This is a genomic window from Mangrovivirga halotolerans (genome assembly GCF_026241165.1).
Taxonomy (GTDB): Bacteria; Bacteroidota; Bacteroidia; order Cytophagales; family Cyclobacteriaceae; genus Mangrovivirga; species Mangrovivirga halotolerans.
In genome coordinates this window covers 57,309-75,483 of sequence record NZ_JAPFQN010000011.1, presented here as the reverse complement: position 1 = coordinate 75,483, position 18,175 = coordinate 57,309, and the positions used below count along the sequence as shown (strand labels likewise).

17 protein-coding genes and 1 riboswitch are annotated in these 18,175 nt (G+C 36.1%); of the genes, 7 read left to right on the top strand and 10 right to left on the bottom strand.

Annotated elements, in window-relative coordinates; translation table 11 throughout:
* Positions 1-118: 118 nt before the first annotated feature.
* Together OO013_RS17605 and OO013_RS17600 are read right to left on the bottom strand one after the other, a co-directional pair.
* Complete coding sequence (locus OO013_RS17605) at positions 119-1,318, bottom strand: O-succinylhomoserine sulfhydrylase (protein WP_266058301.1); 1,200 nt, start codon at positions 1,316-1,318, stop codon at positions 119-121.
* 12 nt (positions 1,319-1,330) lie between these two features.
* Positions 1,331-1,681: a 4Fe-4S binding protein gene (locus tag OO013_RS17600; protein ID WP_266058300.1), complete on the bottom strand. Its 351-nt coding sequence runs from the start codon at positions 1,679-1,681 to the stop codon at positions 1,331-1,333.
* 232 nt (positions 1,682-1,913) lie between these two features.
* A riboswitch (SAM riboswitch) is annotated at positions 1,914-2,018 on the bottom strand.
* Between the two features lie 676 nt (positions 2,019-2,694).
* On the opposite strand from OO013_RS17600, the gene OO013_RS17595 reads away from it, so the two are divergent.
* The 3 genes from OO013_RS17595 (at position 2,695) to OO013_RS17585 (ending at position 3,836) form a co-directional block, all read left to right on the top strand.
* Positions 2,695-3,249 carry a 5' nucleotidase, NT5C type gene (locus OO013_RS17595; RefSeq protein WP_266058299.1) on the top strand — a complete coding sequence of 185 codons (555 nt, stop codon included), beginning with the start codon at positions 2,695-2,697 and terminating at the stop codon, positions 3,247-3,249.
* On the top strand, positions 3,246-3,503 hold the full coding sequence (locus OO013_RS17590) for a SemiSWEET transporter (protein WP_266058298.1): 258 nt from the start codon (positions 3,246-3,248) through the stop codon (positions 3,501-3,503). The genes OO013_RS17595 and OO013_RS17590 overlap by 4 nt, the downstream gene beginning before the upstream one ends.
* Before the next feature lie 84 nt (positions 3,504-3,587).
* Entirely contained in the window at positions 3,588-3,836 is a 249-nt protein-coding gene (locus OO013_RS17585) for a hypothetical protein (protein ID WP_266058297.1), read from the top strand.
* 387 nt (positions 3,837-4,223) lie between these two features.
* Here OO013_RS17585 and OO013_RS17580 read toward each other — a convergent pair whose 3' ends face one another.
* The 4 genes from OO013_RS17580 to OO013_RS17565 all read right to left on the bottom strand — a co-directional run bounded on the left by OO013_RS17580 (position 4,224) and on the right by OO013_RS17565 (position 11,146).
* The gene (locus tag OO013_RS17580) at positions 4,224-4,676 is read right to left on the bottom strand and encodes a hypothetical protein (protein WP_266058296.1); all 453 of its coding nucleotides are present in this window, start codon (positions 4,674-4,676) and stop codon (positions 4,224-4,226) included.
* A 1,248-nt stretch (positions 4,677-5,924) separates the two neighbouring features.
* Positions 5,925-6,314 carry a hypothetical protein gene (locus tag OO013_RS17575; protein WP_266058295.1) on the bottom strand — a complete coding sequence of 130 codons (390 nt, stop codon included), beginning with the start codon at positions 6,312-6,314 and terminating at the stop codon, positions 5,925-5,927.
* Between the two features lie 6 nt (positions 6,315-6,320).
* Positions 6,321-8,060, bottom strand: a complete 1,740-nt coding sequence (locus OO013_RS17570) for a hypothetical protein (RefSeq protein ID WP_266058294.1) — start codon at positions 8,058-8,060, stop codon at positions 6,321-6,323.
* Positions 8,061-8,164: 104 nt separating this feature from the next.
* The gene (locus tag OO013_RS17565; RefSeq protein ID WP_266058293.1) at positions 8,165-11,146 is read right to left on the bottom strand and encodes a DNA polymerase III subunit alpha; all 2,982 of its coding nucleotides are present in this window, start codon (positions 11,144-11,146) and stop codon (positions 8,165-8,167) included.
* Positions 11,147-11,541: 395 nt separating this feature from the next.
* On the opposite strand from OO013_RS17565, the gene OO013_RS17560 reads away from it, so the two are divergent.
* Complete coding sequence (locus OO013_RS17560) at positions 11,542-12,069, top strand: hypothetical protein (RefSeq protein ID WP_266058292.1); 528 nt, start codon at positions 11,542-11,544, stop codon at positions 12,067-12,069.
* Between the two features lie 56 nt (positions 12,070-12,125).
* Here the strand turns inward: OO013_RS17560 and dinB are convergent, their stop codons facing one another.
* Positions 12,126-13,334, bottom strand: a complete 1,209-nt coding sequence (dinB, locus tag OO013_RS17555) for a DNA polymerase IV (RefSeq protein ID WP_266058291.1) — start codon at positions 13,332-13,334, stop codon at positions 12,126-12,128.
* Positions 13,335-13,467: 133 nt separating this feature from the next.
* Between dinB and OO013_RS17550 the strand changes: the two genes are divergently transcribed.
* The 3 genes from OO013_RS17550 to OO013_RS17540 all read left to right on the top strand — a co-directional run bounded on the left by OO013_RS17550 (position 13,468) and on the right by OO013_RS17540 (position 15,433).
* Positions 13,468-13,713, top strand: coding sequence for a hypothetical protein (locus OO013_RS17550; RefSeq protein WP_266058290.1), 246 nt, complete (start codon positions 13,468-13,470; stop codon positions 13,711-13,713).
* A 45-nt stretch (positions 13,714-13,758) separates the two neighbouring features.
* The gene (locus OO013_RS17545; protein ID WP_266058289.1) at positions 13,759-14,547 is read left to right on the top strand and encodes an XRE family transcriptional regulator; all 789 of its coding nucleotides are present in this window, start codon (positions 13,759-13,761) and stop codon (positions 14,545-14,547) included.
* A gap of 94 nt (positions 14,548-14,641) precedes the next feature.
* Complete coding sequence (locus tag OO013_RS17540; RefSeq protein WP_266058288.1) at positions 14,642-15,433, top strand: hypothetical protein; 792 nt, start codon at positions 14,642-14,644, stop codon at positions 15,431-15,433.
* Between the two features lie 45 nt (positions 15,434-15,478).
* On the opposite strand, the gene OO013_RS17535 is transcribed toward OO013_RS17540, so the two are convergent.
* The 3 genes from OO013_RS17535 to OO013_RS17525 form a co-directional block, all read right to left on the bottom strand.
* Complete coding sequence (locus tag OO013_RS17535) at positions 15,479-16,105, bottom strand: porin family protein (RefSeq protein ID WP_266058287.1); 627 nt, start codon at positions 16,103-16,105, stop codon at positions 15,479-15,481.
* A gap of 195 nt (positions 16,106-16,300) precedes the next feature.
* A complete protein-coding gene (locus OO013_RS17530; RefSeq protein WP_266058286.1) occupies positions 16,301-16,921 on the bottom strand; it encodes a porin family protein in 621 nt (206 codons plus the stop codon).
* A gap of 159 nt (positions 16,922-17,080) precedes the next feature.
* Positions 17,081-18,175 (bottom strand): AMP-binding protein, encoded by a 1,095-nt coding sequence (locus tag OO013_RS17525; RefSeq protein WP_266058285.1) that lies wholly within the window; start codon positions 18,173-18,175, stop codon positions 17,081-17,083.

The following is an 18,175-nucleotide window of genomic DNA, read 5'->3' as shown; positions in this document are numbered from 1 at the left end:
CGGGGGCTTTCCAAATGAATATAGATTGGCTATACCTACGGACAATAGGGTATCTTAATACATGTATACATGTACCTGTGACAACAACAAATATTCATCGGTATGGATAAAAAGTTTTTCATACTGTTTCAGAGGTTTTTCTGCTAGCACGAAGCGCCTGCTCCAGGTCTTCAACTATATCATTAATATTTTCAAGTCCTACTGATACTCTTACCAGTCCGGGAGTAATTCCTACAGCATTTCTTTCTTCCTCAGAAAGCTTGCTGTGAGTAGTGCTTGCCGGATGTGTTACGATAGTTCGTGTATCGCCTAGATTTGCAGAGAGCGAGCACATTTTTAGATTATTTAAAAATTCAGCACCCCTTTCAACGCCTCCTTTCACTTCAAATGTTATTAACCCGCCCCCGAGTCTCATCTGTTTTTTTGCTACTTCAAATTGAGGGTGAGAAGGTAGAAACGGATATTTTACTTTGTTTACATCTTCGTGATCGAGAAAATAATTCGCAAGTTCTAAGGCATTGTTGCAATGTCTGTCCATTCTGACAGGAAGTGTTTCGAGGCTTTTTGATAAAATCCATGCATTAAATGGTGATATCACGGGACCGGTCTGTCTTGAAAAGAAACGGACTTCCTCGATCAATTCTTTGGATCCAAGTATGGCCCCTCCGAGCACTCTTCCCTGACCGTCAATGAATTTTGTGGCTGAATGAGTAACTATATGAGCGCCGAATTTTGCCGGATTTTGCAAGTAAGGAGTGGCAAAGCAATTGTCAATGTTAAGGATCAAATCATGGTCTTTAGCAAAGCCACCTAACCATTCAAGATCTATAATGTCAAGCCCGGGATTTGACGGGGTTTCTGCAAAAACCAGTTTAGTGTTTGGTTTAACAGCTTTTTCCCATTCTTCAGCCGGGGCGTTGATATCCACATAAGTTATTTCAACACCCCATCTAGGAAAGATTTGTGTAAATAACTGATGGGTAGAACCAAAAACTGCTCTGCTGGCTATTACATGATCGCCTGTGCGTAATAAAGCAGCCATACTCGTAAACATGGCAGACATACCTGTTGCAGTAGCAAAACCATCTTCAGTGCCTTCAAGAGCACATAGCTTATCTACAAATTCAGATACATTCGGATTGCTGAAGCGACTGTAGATATTTCCTTCTACCTCGTTTTGAAATAAAGCCCGGGCATGCTCAGCATCATCAAATGTAAATGAAGAAGTCAGAAACAACGGACTGGAATGCTCGTTAAATTCCGTCTGAGGATACCTGGTCCTGACTGCTTTCGTTTCAAAATGTTTAAAATCTGCCATATCAATTATTAATTATGCTTCCTGATGAAGCCATTCCTTTTTTTGTTCTAATTCTTCCTGTGTTTCTTCGTAATCAGGATCTGGTACGCAGCAATCTACCGGACAGACGGCTGCACATTGAGGTTCTTCATGAAAACCGGTGCATTCTGTACATTTCGCCGGTACGATATAGTAAAATTCATCCGAAACAGGTTCTTGTTCTTCAGTTGCTGAAACAGAGGTGCCGTCTTCTAATTCTACTTCATCAAGACTTGTGCCGCCACCCCATGTCCAGGGTACCCCACCTTCATAAATAGCAGTGTTCGGACATTCCGGTTCGCAAGCTCCGCAGTTAATACATTCTTCGGTTATATAAATTGCCATTGATTGTGTTGTTAGTAAATGAAAAAAATAATTTGAATGTTACGGTAGAATTATTGATCTGCCGCAATTTTTTTAATCAGTAAGTGTTGTTAAAAGTTGTCAGATCAGCAACAACAACACATTACCCTGTAACAACAAATAGCAGGATAAGCAAAAAGAATAGGATTAAAGTCTTTAGTAGACTTTGATTGTGAAACTCTGAAGATGTTTGTAAGTGCTTTCATTTTAATTGCATTTATATTTCCCAACATCGGGCAGGAATTAGCACCTTATTTATTTGTTTAATAGGTTGCTAGAGTTTCACCGGGCCTGTTCCCTCCACTCTTCTTTATAAATCAATTATTTAGAATTGATTTGCTACAAATGTATGGAGTAGATTTTAACTGTACAAGGGTTTGGTTGAAATTATTTTAAAAATACTTTCAAAAACTATGAACTCTGATAATCTTTTGCGGTAACCATTATGACTAGTAAAACCTGAGGGCAAAGGCAGTTATTGATATAATACAGAAAAAAATAAAAATTTTTTTACAGCAAAAAACAAGTTAAAAAGCTCATTATTCATCGATTATTAATAGAACTTATAAAAAAATTAAAAAAAAATTGCTTTCGGGGGGTTTCCTTTTTTTCTTTGCCGGTATATACTAATGAATTTGAAAATTTTTTAGACGTTATTTTTTTACATGCAGTTGATTTTTTGATATTATTTTTTAGACTGACAATATTCAAATTCATTACGGTTTTGGCAGTAGGCTCTTAGAGAAATTCTGAGAGCCTTTTTTTATGAGCAAAACGGACTAATGGGGTTATTGTTTCACTGTTTGAGTCAAAATATCATCTGAAATCTAATTTACTTATATATTTATTATCAAAAATTGAATAAATCATACTTTAGTTCGCTGAATTGATAAAACACATTGCAGCATTGTTGTGTTTTAACTTTATTTGCTGTTCATTTTTTGCAGATGCTTCAAATTTAGATGGGCGGTGCAGTTGTTAAGAAAGGAAATGTTATGAAAAAACGTATTGCAATAGATATGGATGAGGTGATGGCTGACACGCTTGAAGCTCTGATCGATAGATATCAAAATGATTTTAATATTGAGATCGACCGGACTGATATGGAGGGCTGGCACCTGGAAGATTATGTAGATCCTGAACATAAACAGGAGATTCTTAATTATATGAAGCAAAAGGGTTTCTTTGAGAATCTTCCTCTTATTGAAGGAGCGCAGGAAACCATAGAAAAACTCCACAGAGATCATGAGGTTTTTATTGTGACTGCCGCAACTCAGTTGCCACATAGTATGGAAGAAAAAGTTAAATGGCTGAATAAGCATTTTCCATATATTGGCTGGAGAAACATGGTGATGTGTGGTGATAAGTCAATTGTGATTGCTGATTATCTGATCGATGATCACGCACATAATTTTGATGGATTCAGGGGAGAAGGAATCTTATTTCATTCGCTTCACAATGCGAAAGAAACCAGGTATAAAAGAATACATGCCTGGACTGAATTTGAAGAATTGCTGAATTCTTCGTTATCACATTCAATGCAGGCATGATAGACTGGCAGGAAATTATCGGGATAGTGGCAGGTTGTTGTACGACCATTGCTTTTTTACCTCAGGTAATCAAGACCTGGAGATCCAAAAGCGCACGCGATCTGTCACTAACGATGTTTCTGGTGTTTTTTACCGGTGTTTTACTTTGGCTGATCTACGGAATATTGATTGCTGATCTTCCTGTTATTCTGGCAAATGGTGCAACGCTGGTTTTGGCAGGAATTCTATTGTTCTTTAAGGTGATTTACAAATAGATTAGCGATTAATCATTACTTTATTTCTTAGTATACCAAATATTTGCACTAAGAGGGGGATGATTTTTTCTGAAGTAAAGTAAAGTGAATTATAAACCTGAATTACATACTCGTATTATAGAGTTTGAGAGCGGAGTTTTATCTCCCGATGAGTTTCATGATTACATAAATTCTCTTATTCCCTTAATTACAGAAAATCATGAAAGCATACTTAGGGAAAGAATTGAAAATTTAGAAGCTGACATAGAATTGATCGATTTCACTGTAAACTCTATAGATAGAAGAGCAGCATATTTGAAAAGAATCACCAGTTTTAAAAATGAATTAAATTAATAATTTAATTTCATGACTAACCAAGCTGTTTGGAGTGTTCGGCAGGACAACTTCAAACTTTTGTATGAAATACAGAGTCTGTGACTTGGATATTCTACAATAAAAAAATATTTAATAATCATCCTGTTAATCCATTAATCTATAAAATTTTTACTGACGAGATTTCGCATGTCAGCGATATAAATTCAGATAATAACAGAAATACAATCCTGCTTTTTATCAAAAGTTAGGCTTAAGCAAAACTCCATATTTCAAAGAAAAACCTTGCGCCAATTTTACAAATAACCTATTTATAACCGTTTATGATATAAGGTTAAACTGCTCTGGTCAAGTTGTTAAAACTTATTCAGGAGAATCGGTAATGCCTTTCTCCTGATTTTTAATAATTTAATTATTATTTGATTTAAATCGCTGTGCTTCGTTTTTATTTAAAACCATGTACCATCGTGATAATAAATATCCAATAGGAACAGAATAAATCAGGGTGAATGGAGCAATTTTTAACCAATCGATTGATTCTTCATAAATATAGGTTTTGAATTGAATTAAATAAGCAACTACTATAAAAATGATTATGAAGATTGAAAATACGCTTGGTTTCTTTAAAAATTTCGCATAGAGCCAACAAACTGATATGGCAATAAGGTAGGCAATTCCATCTACGAATAAAATTGTAAAGAAATCACCTATTAGTAAAAACCAAAAATTTGATCCTGTCTGATTCGAAAGTTGATACGCATGAGAAAGTTCTTCAACGCCAATAATTCCAATTACTTCTTTTATTATTCTTTCAATTAAAATAATAAACGGAAAAATTAATATATAAACCAGGTACTTCATATTATTTACAATCTAATTCACTAAGTGGCCTATCGCCATTTAAATATTGTTCTATATAATCCCAGTTAACCCTTTCAGTGTTTGGGGGATTGATGGAGGCTACCCCTCCTCTATCCTCAATATAAGATTTTACTTTTTCCTGAAATGATGCCCACAATTCATCTGCTGCACGAAATGATACCCCTTCTCTAAATCCCCGCTGTTTGGAGTGTTCCGCAGGACAACTCCAAACCTTTTATGAAATGCAGAGTCTGTGACTCGGACATACTAAAACTAAATATCATTAATCAATCAAGGTTTGGATTTTAACGCAACACATTTAATTCACCGGGATGCAATCTTCAAATCTGATGTTTCGCTGTCTCTAAACTGCAGATAGCATCGGGATTAGACATAAATCCAGCGAGCTGACTATATAAAAAAACCTGGATTAAAGATGCGTTTTCTTAACCCAGGTTTATTCAATATTAATAGTTATTTAGTTTTTTTAATCAACATTTTCGCCACCAGATAATTGAAAAAGACTAACAATACAATTTGAGTTATAAGAAAGGCAGGAACCCGCCAATCCAATTCCTGAAAATATTCATTATCCAAAATTAGAGGGGTTATTATCAATAAATATATGACAATTACCCCAATTGATGCTGTAATCCATTTATTCCACTTTAATTTCTTATTCAGTATTAAATGAATATAAACTGCTCCTAAATAAAACCAATAAGTAAGAACAAATAAGGCAAGAGGGTTAACCAATGGAATATATCCCTGAGGTTGTATCACATTTGTTAAAATAAGAATTGTTCCTATACAAATAATAAATACACACCATAATAAACTAATTAGTATTGCGTGTTTCCACATATTATCAAATCTTTTAGTTATTACATTTTAATTGATCTACTGATTTTTCTCCATTAAGCACCGCTTCTAAATCTGCAATATCAATTCTTTCCACAGTTGATGGCAATTTGGTAGAAACCCCTCCATTTTCTGGACTATTTATCCAATTATCTAAATTAGTTTGCAGCGTACTCCATAATTCTTCACCTCCTTCGAAAGCAGAGCTTGTATTAGGTAATTCTCCAGCTAGATCGTCCGTCCATTCCGCAACTCTATCTACTCCACTGGTATAAAAAGTATAGCTGCCATCAGAATTAGTTATTAATTAAGTGTTCTATAAAGTCAAAAAAATAAACCTGGATTAAAGATGCGTTTTCTTAACCCAGGTTTATTCAATATTAATAGTTATTTAGTTTTTTTAATCAACATTTTCACTACCAGATAATCGAAAAAGACTAACAATACAATTTGAGTTATAAGAAAGGCAGGAACCCGCCAATCCAATTCCTGGAAATATTCATTATCCAAAATTAGAGGGGTTATTATCAATAAATATATGACAATTACCCCAATTGATGCTGTAATCCATTTATTCCACTTTAATTTCTTTAAAAGAAAATTATGAATAAAAGTAGCACCAAGAAAAAACCAATATGTTATAACAAAAATAGCAATGGGGTTGACCCATTTAATGTAACCTGTTGGTTCATTAATTCCTAGCACCAATAGGATGAAGCCTGTAATTGTTAAAAATAAACACCAGGCTAAACTGGTAAATAAAATCCTTTTTATCATAAGTTATTAGTTATTACATTTTAATTCATCTACTGATTTATCTCCATTAAGTACTGCCTCCAAGTCTGAAATATCGATTCTTTCCACAGTAGTCGACAATTTGGTAGAAACCCCTCCATTTTCTGGACTATTTATCCAATTATCTAAATTAGTTTGCAATGTACCCCATAGTTCTTCTCCTCCTTCAAATGCAGAAATAGTATTAGGTATTTCTTCTATCCAATCGTCCGTCCATTCAGCAATTCTATCTACACCACTGGTGTAAAAAGTATAACTACCATCAGAATTAGTTATTAAACCAAATTCTCGATTCCCACTCACCGGATGACTATGATCTTGATTTGTATAAACAGTTGAAAATATCCATGATTGGTTTTGTTGATCAGTACAAAGAACTGAACCGTCTTGTTGTCCAATTTGAATGCTATTAAAGAATGGTTCACGAATAATTATATCAAATCTCATTACAGCTCCCAAATAGTCTGAACTTTCCCATTTGGTCATTTCAGTTTCATTATAGGGTCCAAAACTCGAGTTTTCACTATAACATATATCTGCAAAGTTTTTACGGATATACTCGAAAAATCCCTGAGGTGTAAATGTATTTCCTGTTTGAGGATTCTTTGGAAGCTTATCTATGCGTACCGGAAAGTAATCCATATTAACTACGGCTCCATCGGCATTCTCTATATATTGCATTTCGATATCATACCCTTGCTGATTTAAGTCTTGTACTCTTTCTTTAACTGTGGCATTTGGTTTATGCTCAGCGAGTCCAACCCATTTCTCCCGTAATTCATTACAATCAATATCTAATAGCAAATAAGGATTTTCTTCCAACGCTTGTTGAAGCATGTTAGCCCTCAATAACCTTTGCTCTTCCTCGGTAAGAATCACACCTGTAGATACTGAACCATCAAGATCAGTGGATGCCCCTTCTTCACCGCCATTTTCATCGCATTCCAGCATTCGGTTGTATGAAAAGTCTACATACTCATCACAATCTTCCGAATAAATGAGACCAGTAACAGTACTTTTATATACATTATCACAACTAGTACTTCCTGATCCCCAGTCAGTAGTGCCCACTTCTTCAAACGGGTCGCTTGGATCACTTCCCCAATCAATCCCATCATCAGCAGGCTCTTGATAATGTCCACCACCATCACCAGTTCCTCCACCTGCTGGGCCTTCAGTACATTCAATTATCCGGCCATTGGTTGCTGAAACTGTTGAAATATCTATTCCAATTCCGTTATTAAAGATTAATTGCTTTACGGTTATGTTATTTAGCGATTTATATAAAATATAACCAGTAAAACTTTCCATGTTGACCTCTCCATTGGTTTTTTTAACCCATTCCGGATGTGGATAATATCTCATTTTGTAGGCATTTACTTCACCATTTTTTTCTTTTATAATCAGGTTATCAAAATAATGAACAGAATTGTTTTTATAAAGAAAAGAATATCGAGTGGTGGAATCAATTTTATTATAGACTTTCACTGCTTTATCCAAATGAACTTGATCAAAATCAATGTTAATCGTTCTTCTGGCTGAATTTTCCATTCCGTTTATATTATAAATGGAAGTGAATTCCGGGTCTGCAAATGGATCGATATCCTCCTTGAGGTAATTTACAGAATTTTGTAAAGTTTGTGATCCATTTAATTTAATCTCGTTGTATTCGCATGAAATAATAAAAATAAGGCAAGCAGAAAGTGCTGCTCGAAAAATGCTTTTCATAGTTTTGATTTGATAACTTGGTTAAAAGATGTGCAATGATATAAGATTAAATACAGAAATAAAAAAAACACAAAAAAATATACGTATAGTCAAATTTATAAAATTTAATTAACCCCGTTTATAGATAAAGTTTGTTGTCTCAATTTATCCCGGTCTACCATCGGCACCTTTTCCATTTTAGTGATCTCGATCATCGGATATTCAAAATCTTCAACGACTTTACCTTCGATGTTGTAAAATCCGGCACCCCGGAATGGGTATTTATTTGCTGTATTTGGAAAGTGAGTAGTGTCAAAAAAGTCACCGTTTTTATCGATAAACGTGCCAAAAAACATCGATTTTCTGTCTTTTGTTCTGGTGTTTTTAATAGTAACCAGGTATCCTGTAATTGAAAAACTCTTTTTTAAATACCTGGGCATATCTTTTGCGGCTAGTGGAAGCAAACTGTTTTCAGGAAGCAGAAGGAAAGGGTCACACAGAGGGAAGCCTAGAAGTTCGAATTCATCAAATGCATCTTCAAATGGTATGTGATCCAGGTCGGGAAGAGAATAGGTTTTCATTTTCGAGTGAAACATATCTCCTCCGGGAAGTTTCGTTTTGCTTTTTTCTTTTTTGCCATAATAAAGCCTTGCCTGCCATAACAATGCTCTTTTTTCTTCGCCTGTAAATCTGAAGGCACCGATCCTGATCAGGAGATAAACCTGCTCTGGTCCGGGAATAGTGCGCTCAATAAAGTCCTGGAGTCCGGTGTATTTTCCATTTTTCTCTCTTTCGCTAACGATCCGGTGAGCAAGTTTCGTTTCAAGGCTTTTCAGATGAATAAAGCCAACATGGATTTCTTTTCCGTTAATGCTGGTCAGGTATTCACTGGTATTTACACAGGGTGCCTGGATAATTGCACCGTATCGTTTTGCTTCATGAAAATAGAATTCTGTTTTGTAAAAACCTCCAAAATTGTTGATCACGCCAACCATGAATTCGATAGGATAGTGGGCTTTCAAATATAAGCTTTGATAACTTTCTACCGCATAGCTGGCAGAGTGAGCTTTAGAAAAGGAATAACCTGAAAAGCTTTCGATCTGACGCCAAACTTCTTTGTAGATGGCTTCCGGATATCCCTTTTGTTTACAGTTGATAAAAAATTTTTCTTCAACACGTTCAAATTCTTTTCGGGACCGGTATTTCCCCGACATTCCCCTTCTTAAAATATCTGCTTCGGCAAGATCAAGACCGGCAAAATGATGGGCCACTTTAATTACATCTTCCTGGTAGACCATCACTCCATAGGTTTCTTTCATGAGCTCTTCCATTTTAGGGTGCAGATACTGGTAATCGTCAGGGTTGTGGTGGCGATAGATGTATTCGCGCATCATTCCTGAACGGGCTACACCGGGACGGATGATCGAGCTTGCAGCTACAAGGGTAATGTAATCTTCACATTTAAGCTTACCGAGTAACATTCGCATAGCGGGTGATTCAACATAAAAAGCACCCATTGTTCGGCCTTCCCGAAGCAACGCACGTATTTTTTCGTCTTTTTTGAACTTATCAGTTCGTGTGATGTCTACACTTACGCCTTTATTTTTTCTAACCAGCCCTACGCTGTCTTTTATGTGCCCGAGTCCGCGTTGACTAAGGATATCGTACTTATGGATTCCTATGTCCTCAGCAGAAAACATGTCAAAATGAGTAATCGGAAAACCTTTGGGAGGAAGGTCTGTTGCAGTATAAGTATAGATCGGTTTTTCGGTGATCAATACCCCTCCGGCATGGATCGATAAATTCCGGGGCATATCCTGAAGCCTTTTGCCATAACGAAAGATCAATCCACTGATTTCATCACTGTTTGCATAGCGGTCCGGTTCCCTGACTATTTTATCAATTTCCTCTTTCGGGAGTCCGAAGACTTTGCCTAGTTCACGAATAATCGATCTTCCCTGAAATGTGACATATGTTGCCAGAAGGGCAGTATGTTCACTACCATGCCGCTCGAAAATGTATTTGGTGACCTCATCTCTGTCCTGCCATGAAAAATCGATATCAAAATCTGGCGGTGAACTTCTGTAAGGATTTAAAAACCGTTCAAAATACAAGTCGAGTTCAATTGGGTCTACTTCTGTTATTCCCAGGCAATAGGCAACCATGCTGTTTGCACCACTGCCGCGACCTACATGAGCAAAGTTTTTGTGTCTGGCAAATTCAATTATATCAAGAGTGATCAGGAAATAAGATTCAAATCCATGCTTTTCGATTACATCGAGTTCTTTGAGCAGCCTTTCCATCGCATAGCTGTTGTAGTGCTCGTATCGCCTCCGGAATCCTTCCAGGGATTTAGTCCGTAGCTCATTGTGGTCAGATGCTTTATTATTTAGTTGCTTTTTATTCTTATTTGTCCCGAGTTCTATATCCATTGAACAGTTTTCGAGGATCTGCTCGGTGTTCGCGATGATCTTTGGATATTGCCAATAATATTTTAAGAGTTCACTCTCAGGTATCATTTGCTCATCTGGGGAAGCCTGTAGTTCCGGAGTAAGCTTGCTGAGCAAAGTGTTGTGATGTATGGCTCGAAGCAGACGGTGGGTGTTGTATCCGATCTTAGAGCTGAATGTGACCGGTTGCAAGATGACACCTTTATCGATCAGTTGCTTGTTTTTGACCCGATAAAGCAAGTGGGCTTGTTGAGGTTTGATGCCAATATATTCATTCTCCGACAGAGAACTTGGTGTGTTCTGAGACCATGGATAAATAACAAAAGAGTCCTCAAGCTGAGGAGCTCTGAGTTCAGGTTCCTCTTTTAATGAATTTAGTCTGGATAAGTGCCGGTTAATCAGTTCAAATCCTTTCATCGACCGGGCTATCATGATGTATGCCGTTTTGTTGTCTCTCCTGAACTCAATGCCTGTTATTATTTCAAGCGGAACAGATTGCTCACTGATTAGTCTGGCTACCTCGATATAGGCAGATGTATTATGGATATCTGTAAGGGCTAATTTCTGTATCCCGTTTTTTTTAGCTTCATCAATTAGTTGCTGCGGTGACAATACACCGTATTTTAAACTAAACCATGTGTGACAATTAAGATACATAAATAGATTTTAGTCGGACCTCAAAAATACTAATTTATTTAGTATTTATTACTAATAATTTTAGTAAAATATTTTTCAGGTTAGTTTTTTATGGTGTTTTGCAGATGTTTTTTTGAAAATGTATTATGAGGTGTGGGCTGTGTGCAATATTTTTAATAAAAAGACGGAGGAGATCAGTTCGTTATGCCGTTGAAAGTGTTTTTGTTGCTTCGATGATATTCCTGTCTGATCTTCAAGTAGTTGTTTAAACAGTTAAAAGGGCTGTTTTTTATTTAGAGTCATGTTTTATGAAACACATACTATTCAAATAGGAATGAATGTCTTCCTGTGTTATTAATAAGGTGATTTTGATGGCTGATATGCACTTACTTTGTATGAAATTAAATTAAAATACCATGAATAACTCGACAGAAGGTGTAACCCTGGATGCTGTATTTATTAATGACGTGTTAAGTAATTATGACAAGTCTAAATATCCTGAGTTGTATCAGATCGTAGATGGTGTGGAGTTAAAAGGCAATGTCCCCATGGATCTCTACAATGATCTTTGTATGTGGATAGAACAAAATCTGGGTAAATTTAATTTGATCAAAGTGGGCCGGACGATTGGTGAGACTGTTTATACTCAGTTTCTGAAGAATGATTTGATCAATGCAGATTCAAAACCCATAGATATCATCAAAGCTCTAAAGCTTGTAGCGAGCCAGATGATACAAGATCCCCAGGGTAGAGGCTGGGAGATCGTATCTGATGAACCAAAAAAGATCGTAGTTCGTCGTACCCAGACTTTCAATGGTAAACTACAGTTGGGTCTACTTGACGGACTTGTACGTAAGTCGAAGGCTACAGGTGTTCGCGTTGACTTCACAAAGGAAGTAGAATTGGGAGATGAATTTGACGAATACCAAATCAGCTGGTTATGAGAAAACAGAGTTTTTAGTTAAATCATATGAAGAGCGGTTGTATGACCGCTCTTTTTTTATTCATTACCATTAAAAGAAGGAATGCTGTCTTTTAATCTCATGTTGAGATCCAGTGAAGAAGCCCGCATGAGTTTAAGACTGCCATGTTTATGTTTTATTTTGTCCATGGCTTCATAAAGCCTTATTGTTTCCTCGGTATCGTCAAAAAGACTAATCTGGTAGTTCCCGTGAACCAGTTCGCTAAATCGCACCCCGATGAGTCTGATGAGCATTCGGCGATTGTAGAGCTGGTCGAATAATTCCTGCGCTTTTTTTATCAGGGTATGATCCGAAGAGGTATAGGCTATTCTGCATTGCTTGCTCACTGTGTCAAAGTTTGAATAACGAAGTTTCACTGTAATGCAGGCAGTGAGCTTTTGTTTCTCCCTTATTTTAAAACCGAGTTTTTCGACCATTGCTGTCAGTACATTTTTGAGGAACTGCACGTCAATAGTATCTTTCTGGAAAGTTGTTTCTGTAGAGATTGATTTTTGTTCCCGAAACGGGATTACAGGAGAATTATCTTCTCCGTTGGCTTTTTTCCACAGGGCTACTCCGTTGCTCCCGAGTGCGGCAGCTAGTATTTCGACGGGCATTTCCCGTAGCGTGCGGACATTAAATATCCCCATATCGGTGAGGAAACGGGCTGTTTTATCACCGATCATCGGTATTTTTTGAATGGGTAGAGGTGCCAGGAAAGCTTTCTCCATACCATAGGGGATATGACGTTGTCCGTTGGGTTTGGCTTCTCCTGTGGCCACTTTTGATACTAGTTTGTTAATGGATAATCCCATGGAAATAGGAAGTCCACTTTCTTTCATGATCTTTTGCCTCAGTTCCCCTGCCCATTTAACTGTTCCGAAAAAGCGGTCCATTCCTGTTGCATCAATATAAAATTCATCAATGGATGATTTTTCAAAGAGAGGCACATCATCTTTTATTATGTCGGTGATTAGTCTGGAATACTTACTATAAGCCTCCATGTCACCCGAGATGTTGATCAGGTGCGGGCATAATTGCCTGGCCAAAGCGATCGGCATGGCTGATCTTACTCCGAATCGCCTGGCTTCATAGCTGCATGAAGCTACCACACCCCGTCGGCTGCTTCCGCCAATTATCAATGGCTTACCCTTCAGCGCAGGGTTGCGCAGGCATTCCACCGACACAAAAAAGGAGTCGAGATCCATGTGGACGATGCTTCTGCTGACTGTAGAGTATTTTTCCATAATTCCCTCTATTTGATTACTAACAAAATTAGTAATTTATACTGTTTTAATAATCTTTTAACTAAATAAATTAGTATTTAATTTGATTAATTGGTATAATTACTAATATTTGTAGTGAAAATAATAAACAGACATGCGAGATATAGTTATTAAGGAGTTAAAGAGTAAGAAACTTGAGGCCAACAAATGTGGCGTTCATTTTAAAGCCGGGTTAAGTCGGGAAACAGTGCAGGGGTATTGCCTGGTTGATTCCGGTTTAACATTAAAAGAAGTGACAGCGCATATCAGGCAGGAGGTTTTAAGAAAACGGGGCCTTGCCTCTGAAGTTTTTTCGGGTAGCCAGGCACGGGGAAGGTATTTTATTCATTTGGGAGTATAATATATGGATGGTGTATTCTAATTTTACCATTATACTTTTTCAATTATGAGTCTGATCAGTCAAAACCTTAAATACCTGAGAAAAAAGAATGACCTAACTCAGGAACAATTTGCGGATAAGCTAGGCATCAAACGATCACAAGTCGGGGCCTATGAAGAGGGGAGGGCAGATCCCCGCATTCCGACACTTATGAGAATCTCCGAAGTGTTTGATTACAGTTTGGATGAGCTGGTTGGTGAATTGCTTGAGAAAATAGATAATTCAGGTAGAAAACCTTCTGGTAGTAAGAATCCTGAAATGAAAGTTCTGGCTATCACCGTTGATGAGCATGATCGTGAGAATATTGAGCTTGTACCCGATAAGGCTTCAGCAGGTTATCTCAATGGTTATTCAGACCCGGAGTATATTGAGGAACTTCCTAAATTTCAATTGCCAAATTTGCCCGGTAATGCTACCTACAGGGCATTTGAAATCAGTGGAGATTCGATGTTACCCCTTCAGTCCGGCACGATCGTTATTGGTCAGTATTTGGAACGCCCCGAGGATATTAAAAATGGCAAGACCTATGTTCTGGTCACCGGTAAGGAGGGAATTGTTTATAAGCGGGTTTTTAATTATCTGGAAGAAAAAGATAGTCTTTATCTTGTTTCTGATAATACAAATTATGCACCATACAGCGTACCAGTTGATGAGGTTTTTGAAATATGGGAAGCAAAAGCATTTATTAGCGTGAGCTTTCCGGAACCTGAATCAGGCGGAGATATGACGTTAGATAAACTGGCAAATATGGTGCTGGAGCTGCAGCAAGAAGTTATTAAATTGAAAGATAGATAAATTCTTACACCTTTATAATATTTGTCTAAAGGCTTGATACTTGATTTCAGGATTGTTACGTTTATCTTTGTGATATTATTCGTAACAGGCTTATATGTTTAAAAATATTATTATTGCATTTTTTGTGTTGAGTCTCTGCTCATTTTCAACCACTGTAGGGGAGAGAACTCTGAATCCAATTAGAGAGAATTCATTTGACTTCCGCATCAATAAAGATAAACTCCTTAATGGATCATATCAGTATTATATCAACTTTAAACCAAAAGGAGAACTACCTTCTGAGACTACAAAGGGCGGATTTTCCAGGTATTTGAAATATGATATTTACGATGTGTTGAATAAAAACAAGGATGAAGATTACCATATCATCATGTCTAAGACTGCATATGTCGTTGATGCCCCTTCACATTTTTTCTCTGAACATCGTTTGAAAGACCTTTCTTTTGTAAGAAAAACATTGCCGGAATATGAAGTGAATTTAAGTGAAGAAGGAAACTTTCAGATTGCTTCTTCTGGAATGGCACCGGATTTTGAATATAGTTTGAAAACTTTCTATCCTGATTATACAGATCCGAGATTAAAGCATTTTTTAAATAATGTTACTACTTACGACTATCCTGGTAAGAAACCAATGATGGTTACATTACAACGCAATTATAACTTCAGTACCGTTTTATGGCAAAAGACTAATAAAACATCAATTGTCTTTTGCGCTTATTATCCTATTGGAGGAAATAAGACCCTGATAATTAACCATACATTGAACCTTGTTCATAATGTGCCTCCCAAGTTGATTGGTGGCCCTGATATGATGATGGATCTGATTGTTGAAGGTATTACTGAATATATAACGGATACTAACAGTGCTGTGAAAGAATATCTATAACAAAAAAAAAGCCTGAAACATTTCAGGCTTTTTTTGTTCTTTTTTTTATCGATTAATGAAATAAGAAACATTTATATTAAACGAACTGTTTTTCCAGGTTTCATTTGCATTCCATCCATTTGGAAATAAATTGGAAATCCCAGCTTCATAATTCAATCCTATTCTGAATTTTTCAATATCTAATCCTCCACCAATATTTAATCCAAAATCAGTGGGTGCTATATCATCAGATTCACTATTTCCTATATCATAACTTACCTCGCCAGTCAGGTCAGGTGAATCAAGCTTGTCCTTATAAGAATAAGCTATTGAAAAATATGGTCCTGCTTGAATAAAAGGTTTTATTTGGTCACCTCCAAATGAATACTCTACCGCAAAAGGAAGGTGAATATAATTTACTACTTCTTTTAAAGTGCTACCATTATCTTTAAAACGCTCTCCCTTTTGAGAATATAATAATGAGCCATTAATTCTTATGTTATCATTAATAGGAAGAATAGCTGTTGCTCCAATATGCAAACTGAATAAGCTTAATGCATCCTGATTATATTCATCGACAGAATAGTTAAATCTCGAAAAGTTTCCTCCAATACGGGCTCCGAATTCTTGAGCCTGAGCATTGATTGTCATAAATAGCACAAATGCCGATCCTAGTAAGAATTTTAATTTCATAATTTTGAATGGTTTTATTTATCACAATGATAACCAGAGTTAACGTCTTAAACTTCTGTAATTATTATCAATACCTTACTTGGTTTGAAAAGGAGAATTTTTATTGAAGGGGTCTGATTTTCCCGGATATTTAATAATTAAGGGCCTTATTATACAATATAATAGGCCCTTTTATTCAAGATCGTGTATTTTGTTTTATCTATTAAAGAAGTAAGAGACATTTAAATTGAAAGACCTGTTATTTCTTGTGTCATTTCCATCTTCACCTGAAGGAAATGTATTCGCTAATCCTAATTCATAGCTTATGCCAAGTCTGAATTGTTGATAATCAATTCCTGCTCCAAAGTTTAAACCCATATCAAAAGGTGCTAAATCATCTTCCTGATCATTTCCAATATCAAGTGTTTCACCATTTTCATTATTTTTTGCTCCTAAAGTATAAGAAAAATAAGGTCCAGCTTGAATGTATGGGGCTAATTGATCACCATTAAAACTATATTCTAATGCTAATGGCATGTGAAGGTAGTTATATGTAAATGTTCTAATTGTGGTGATATTAAATATCTCAAATTCTGTTTTTGCTCCTTTTTGATAGTATAATAGTGAGCCATTTATTTTTAAATTTTCACCTATTGGCATAATGCCAGTTGCGCCGAGGTGAAATCCAAAAACATTATCTGAAATAATATTAACTCCATTTGTTTCGCTTATTGTGGAAGAAACATTCCCTCCGACTCTTACACCAAATTCCTGAGCTTTAGCACCAAATGTGATTGTTAATATAAAAGCTAATCCTAAAAGTGTTTTGATTTTCATAATAATAAAAATTGATTAGAGTTGTATGTGATAAAAAAACTGGTTGAAAGAAAATTATATATGCATAAAGATATTAAAAACGTCAATTAAAATATATCTTCATTGATATATTGTTTGTTTTCTATGTTGAGAGCATTTAATGTTTTGGGATCGGAAAAATTATCCTGAAAAATCCAAATCATTAAATATTTTTCGTAATGATTTGTAATCAATCTTATCAGTTTTTGTTTTGGGTATTTTATTAATTGTGATAATCTTTTTCGGCTTTACCTTGTTATCTATTTTAATGTTTTTATCCAGGATCAATTTTGACTCCAGTTTGCTGTTTTCTTCAATGAAAACCACATAACCTTCGCCAAATTTGTCATCTTTTACTTTTAAGAGCGCTATTTCATCATAAGCTCCATTTTCATTTAGTGCCTTTTCTATTTTGATTTTGAGATCATCAAGATTAATTTTTATCCCTCCGGAGTTGATTACATTGTCCGCTCGGCCTAACCATTTGAATTTATTTTTTTCTATAATCTCTACAATGTCGTTTGTATCAAGCCACTTATCTGAAGTTACGTTTCCTCTAACTAATAGTCTTCCCTGTTCGCTTCTTATATTGATTCCCGGTAATGTTTCAAATAATTCCTCCCGGTGAGGTTGGTTAAGTTTTCTAAGTGCAATGTTAGATACTGTTTCTGTCATCGCATAAGTATGATAAATTTCACCTGGTAGGTTGGCAAGTTTTTTCTCCAACTCTTCATTTACTACGCCCCCTCCAATTAAAATTATTGAATCTGCATTTATGCAGCCAGTATCTTCTTCCTCTATAATATTTTTTATCTGGTATGGGGTCACCGATGTAATTCCCACTTTCTCTATTCCCTTAAAGGGGTTTCCAGAAGGTTCTTCTGCTTTAATTGGAAGGTCAAATACTAAAGCACGTATCAAAACCATTTTTCCCCCGATGAATGAGGCCGGGATACATAGAAGTGATTCCCGCTCTTTTTTATCATATTCCAGGAATTCACCAGTCATTTTTGCTGAGGCAATTAGCCTCCCACGGCTGATTTTAATTTGTTTTGGTTTACCTGTTGATCCTGAGGTTTGCTGTATTATCTCATTATCCCCTTTTAAAAAGGAACTAATAGTATCAAAAACACTTTTCTCAAATTCAGTTTTAGCAAGGTCATTTTGAGGATTGATTATTTCATCAAATCCGATAACTCTTCCATTAATTTTCAAACTGGTATTCCTGCGTTCCAT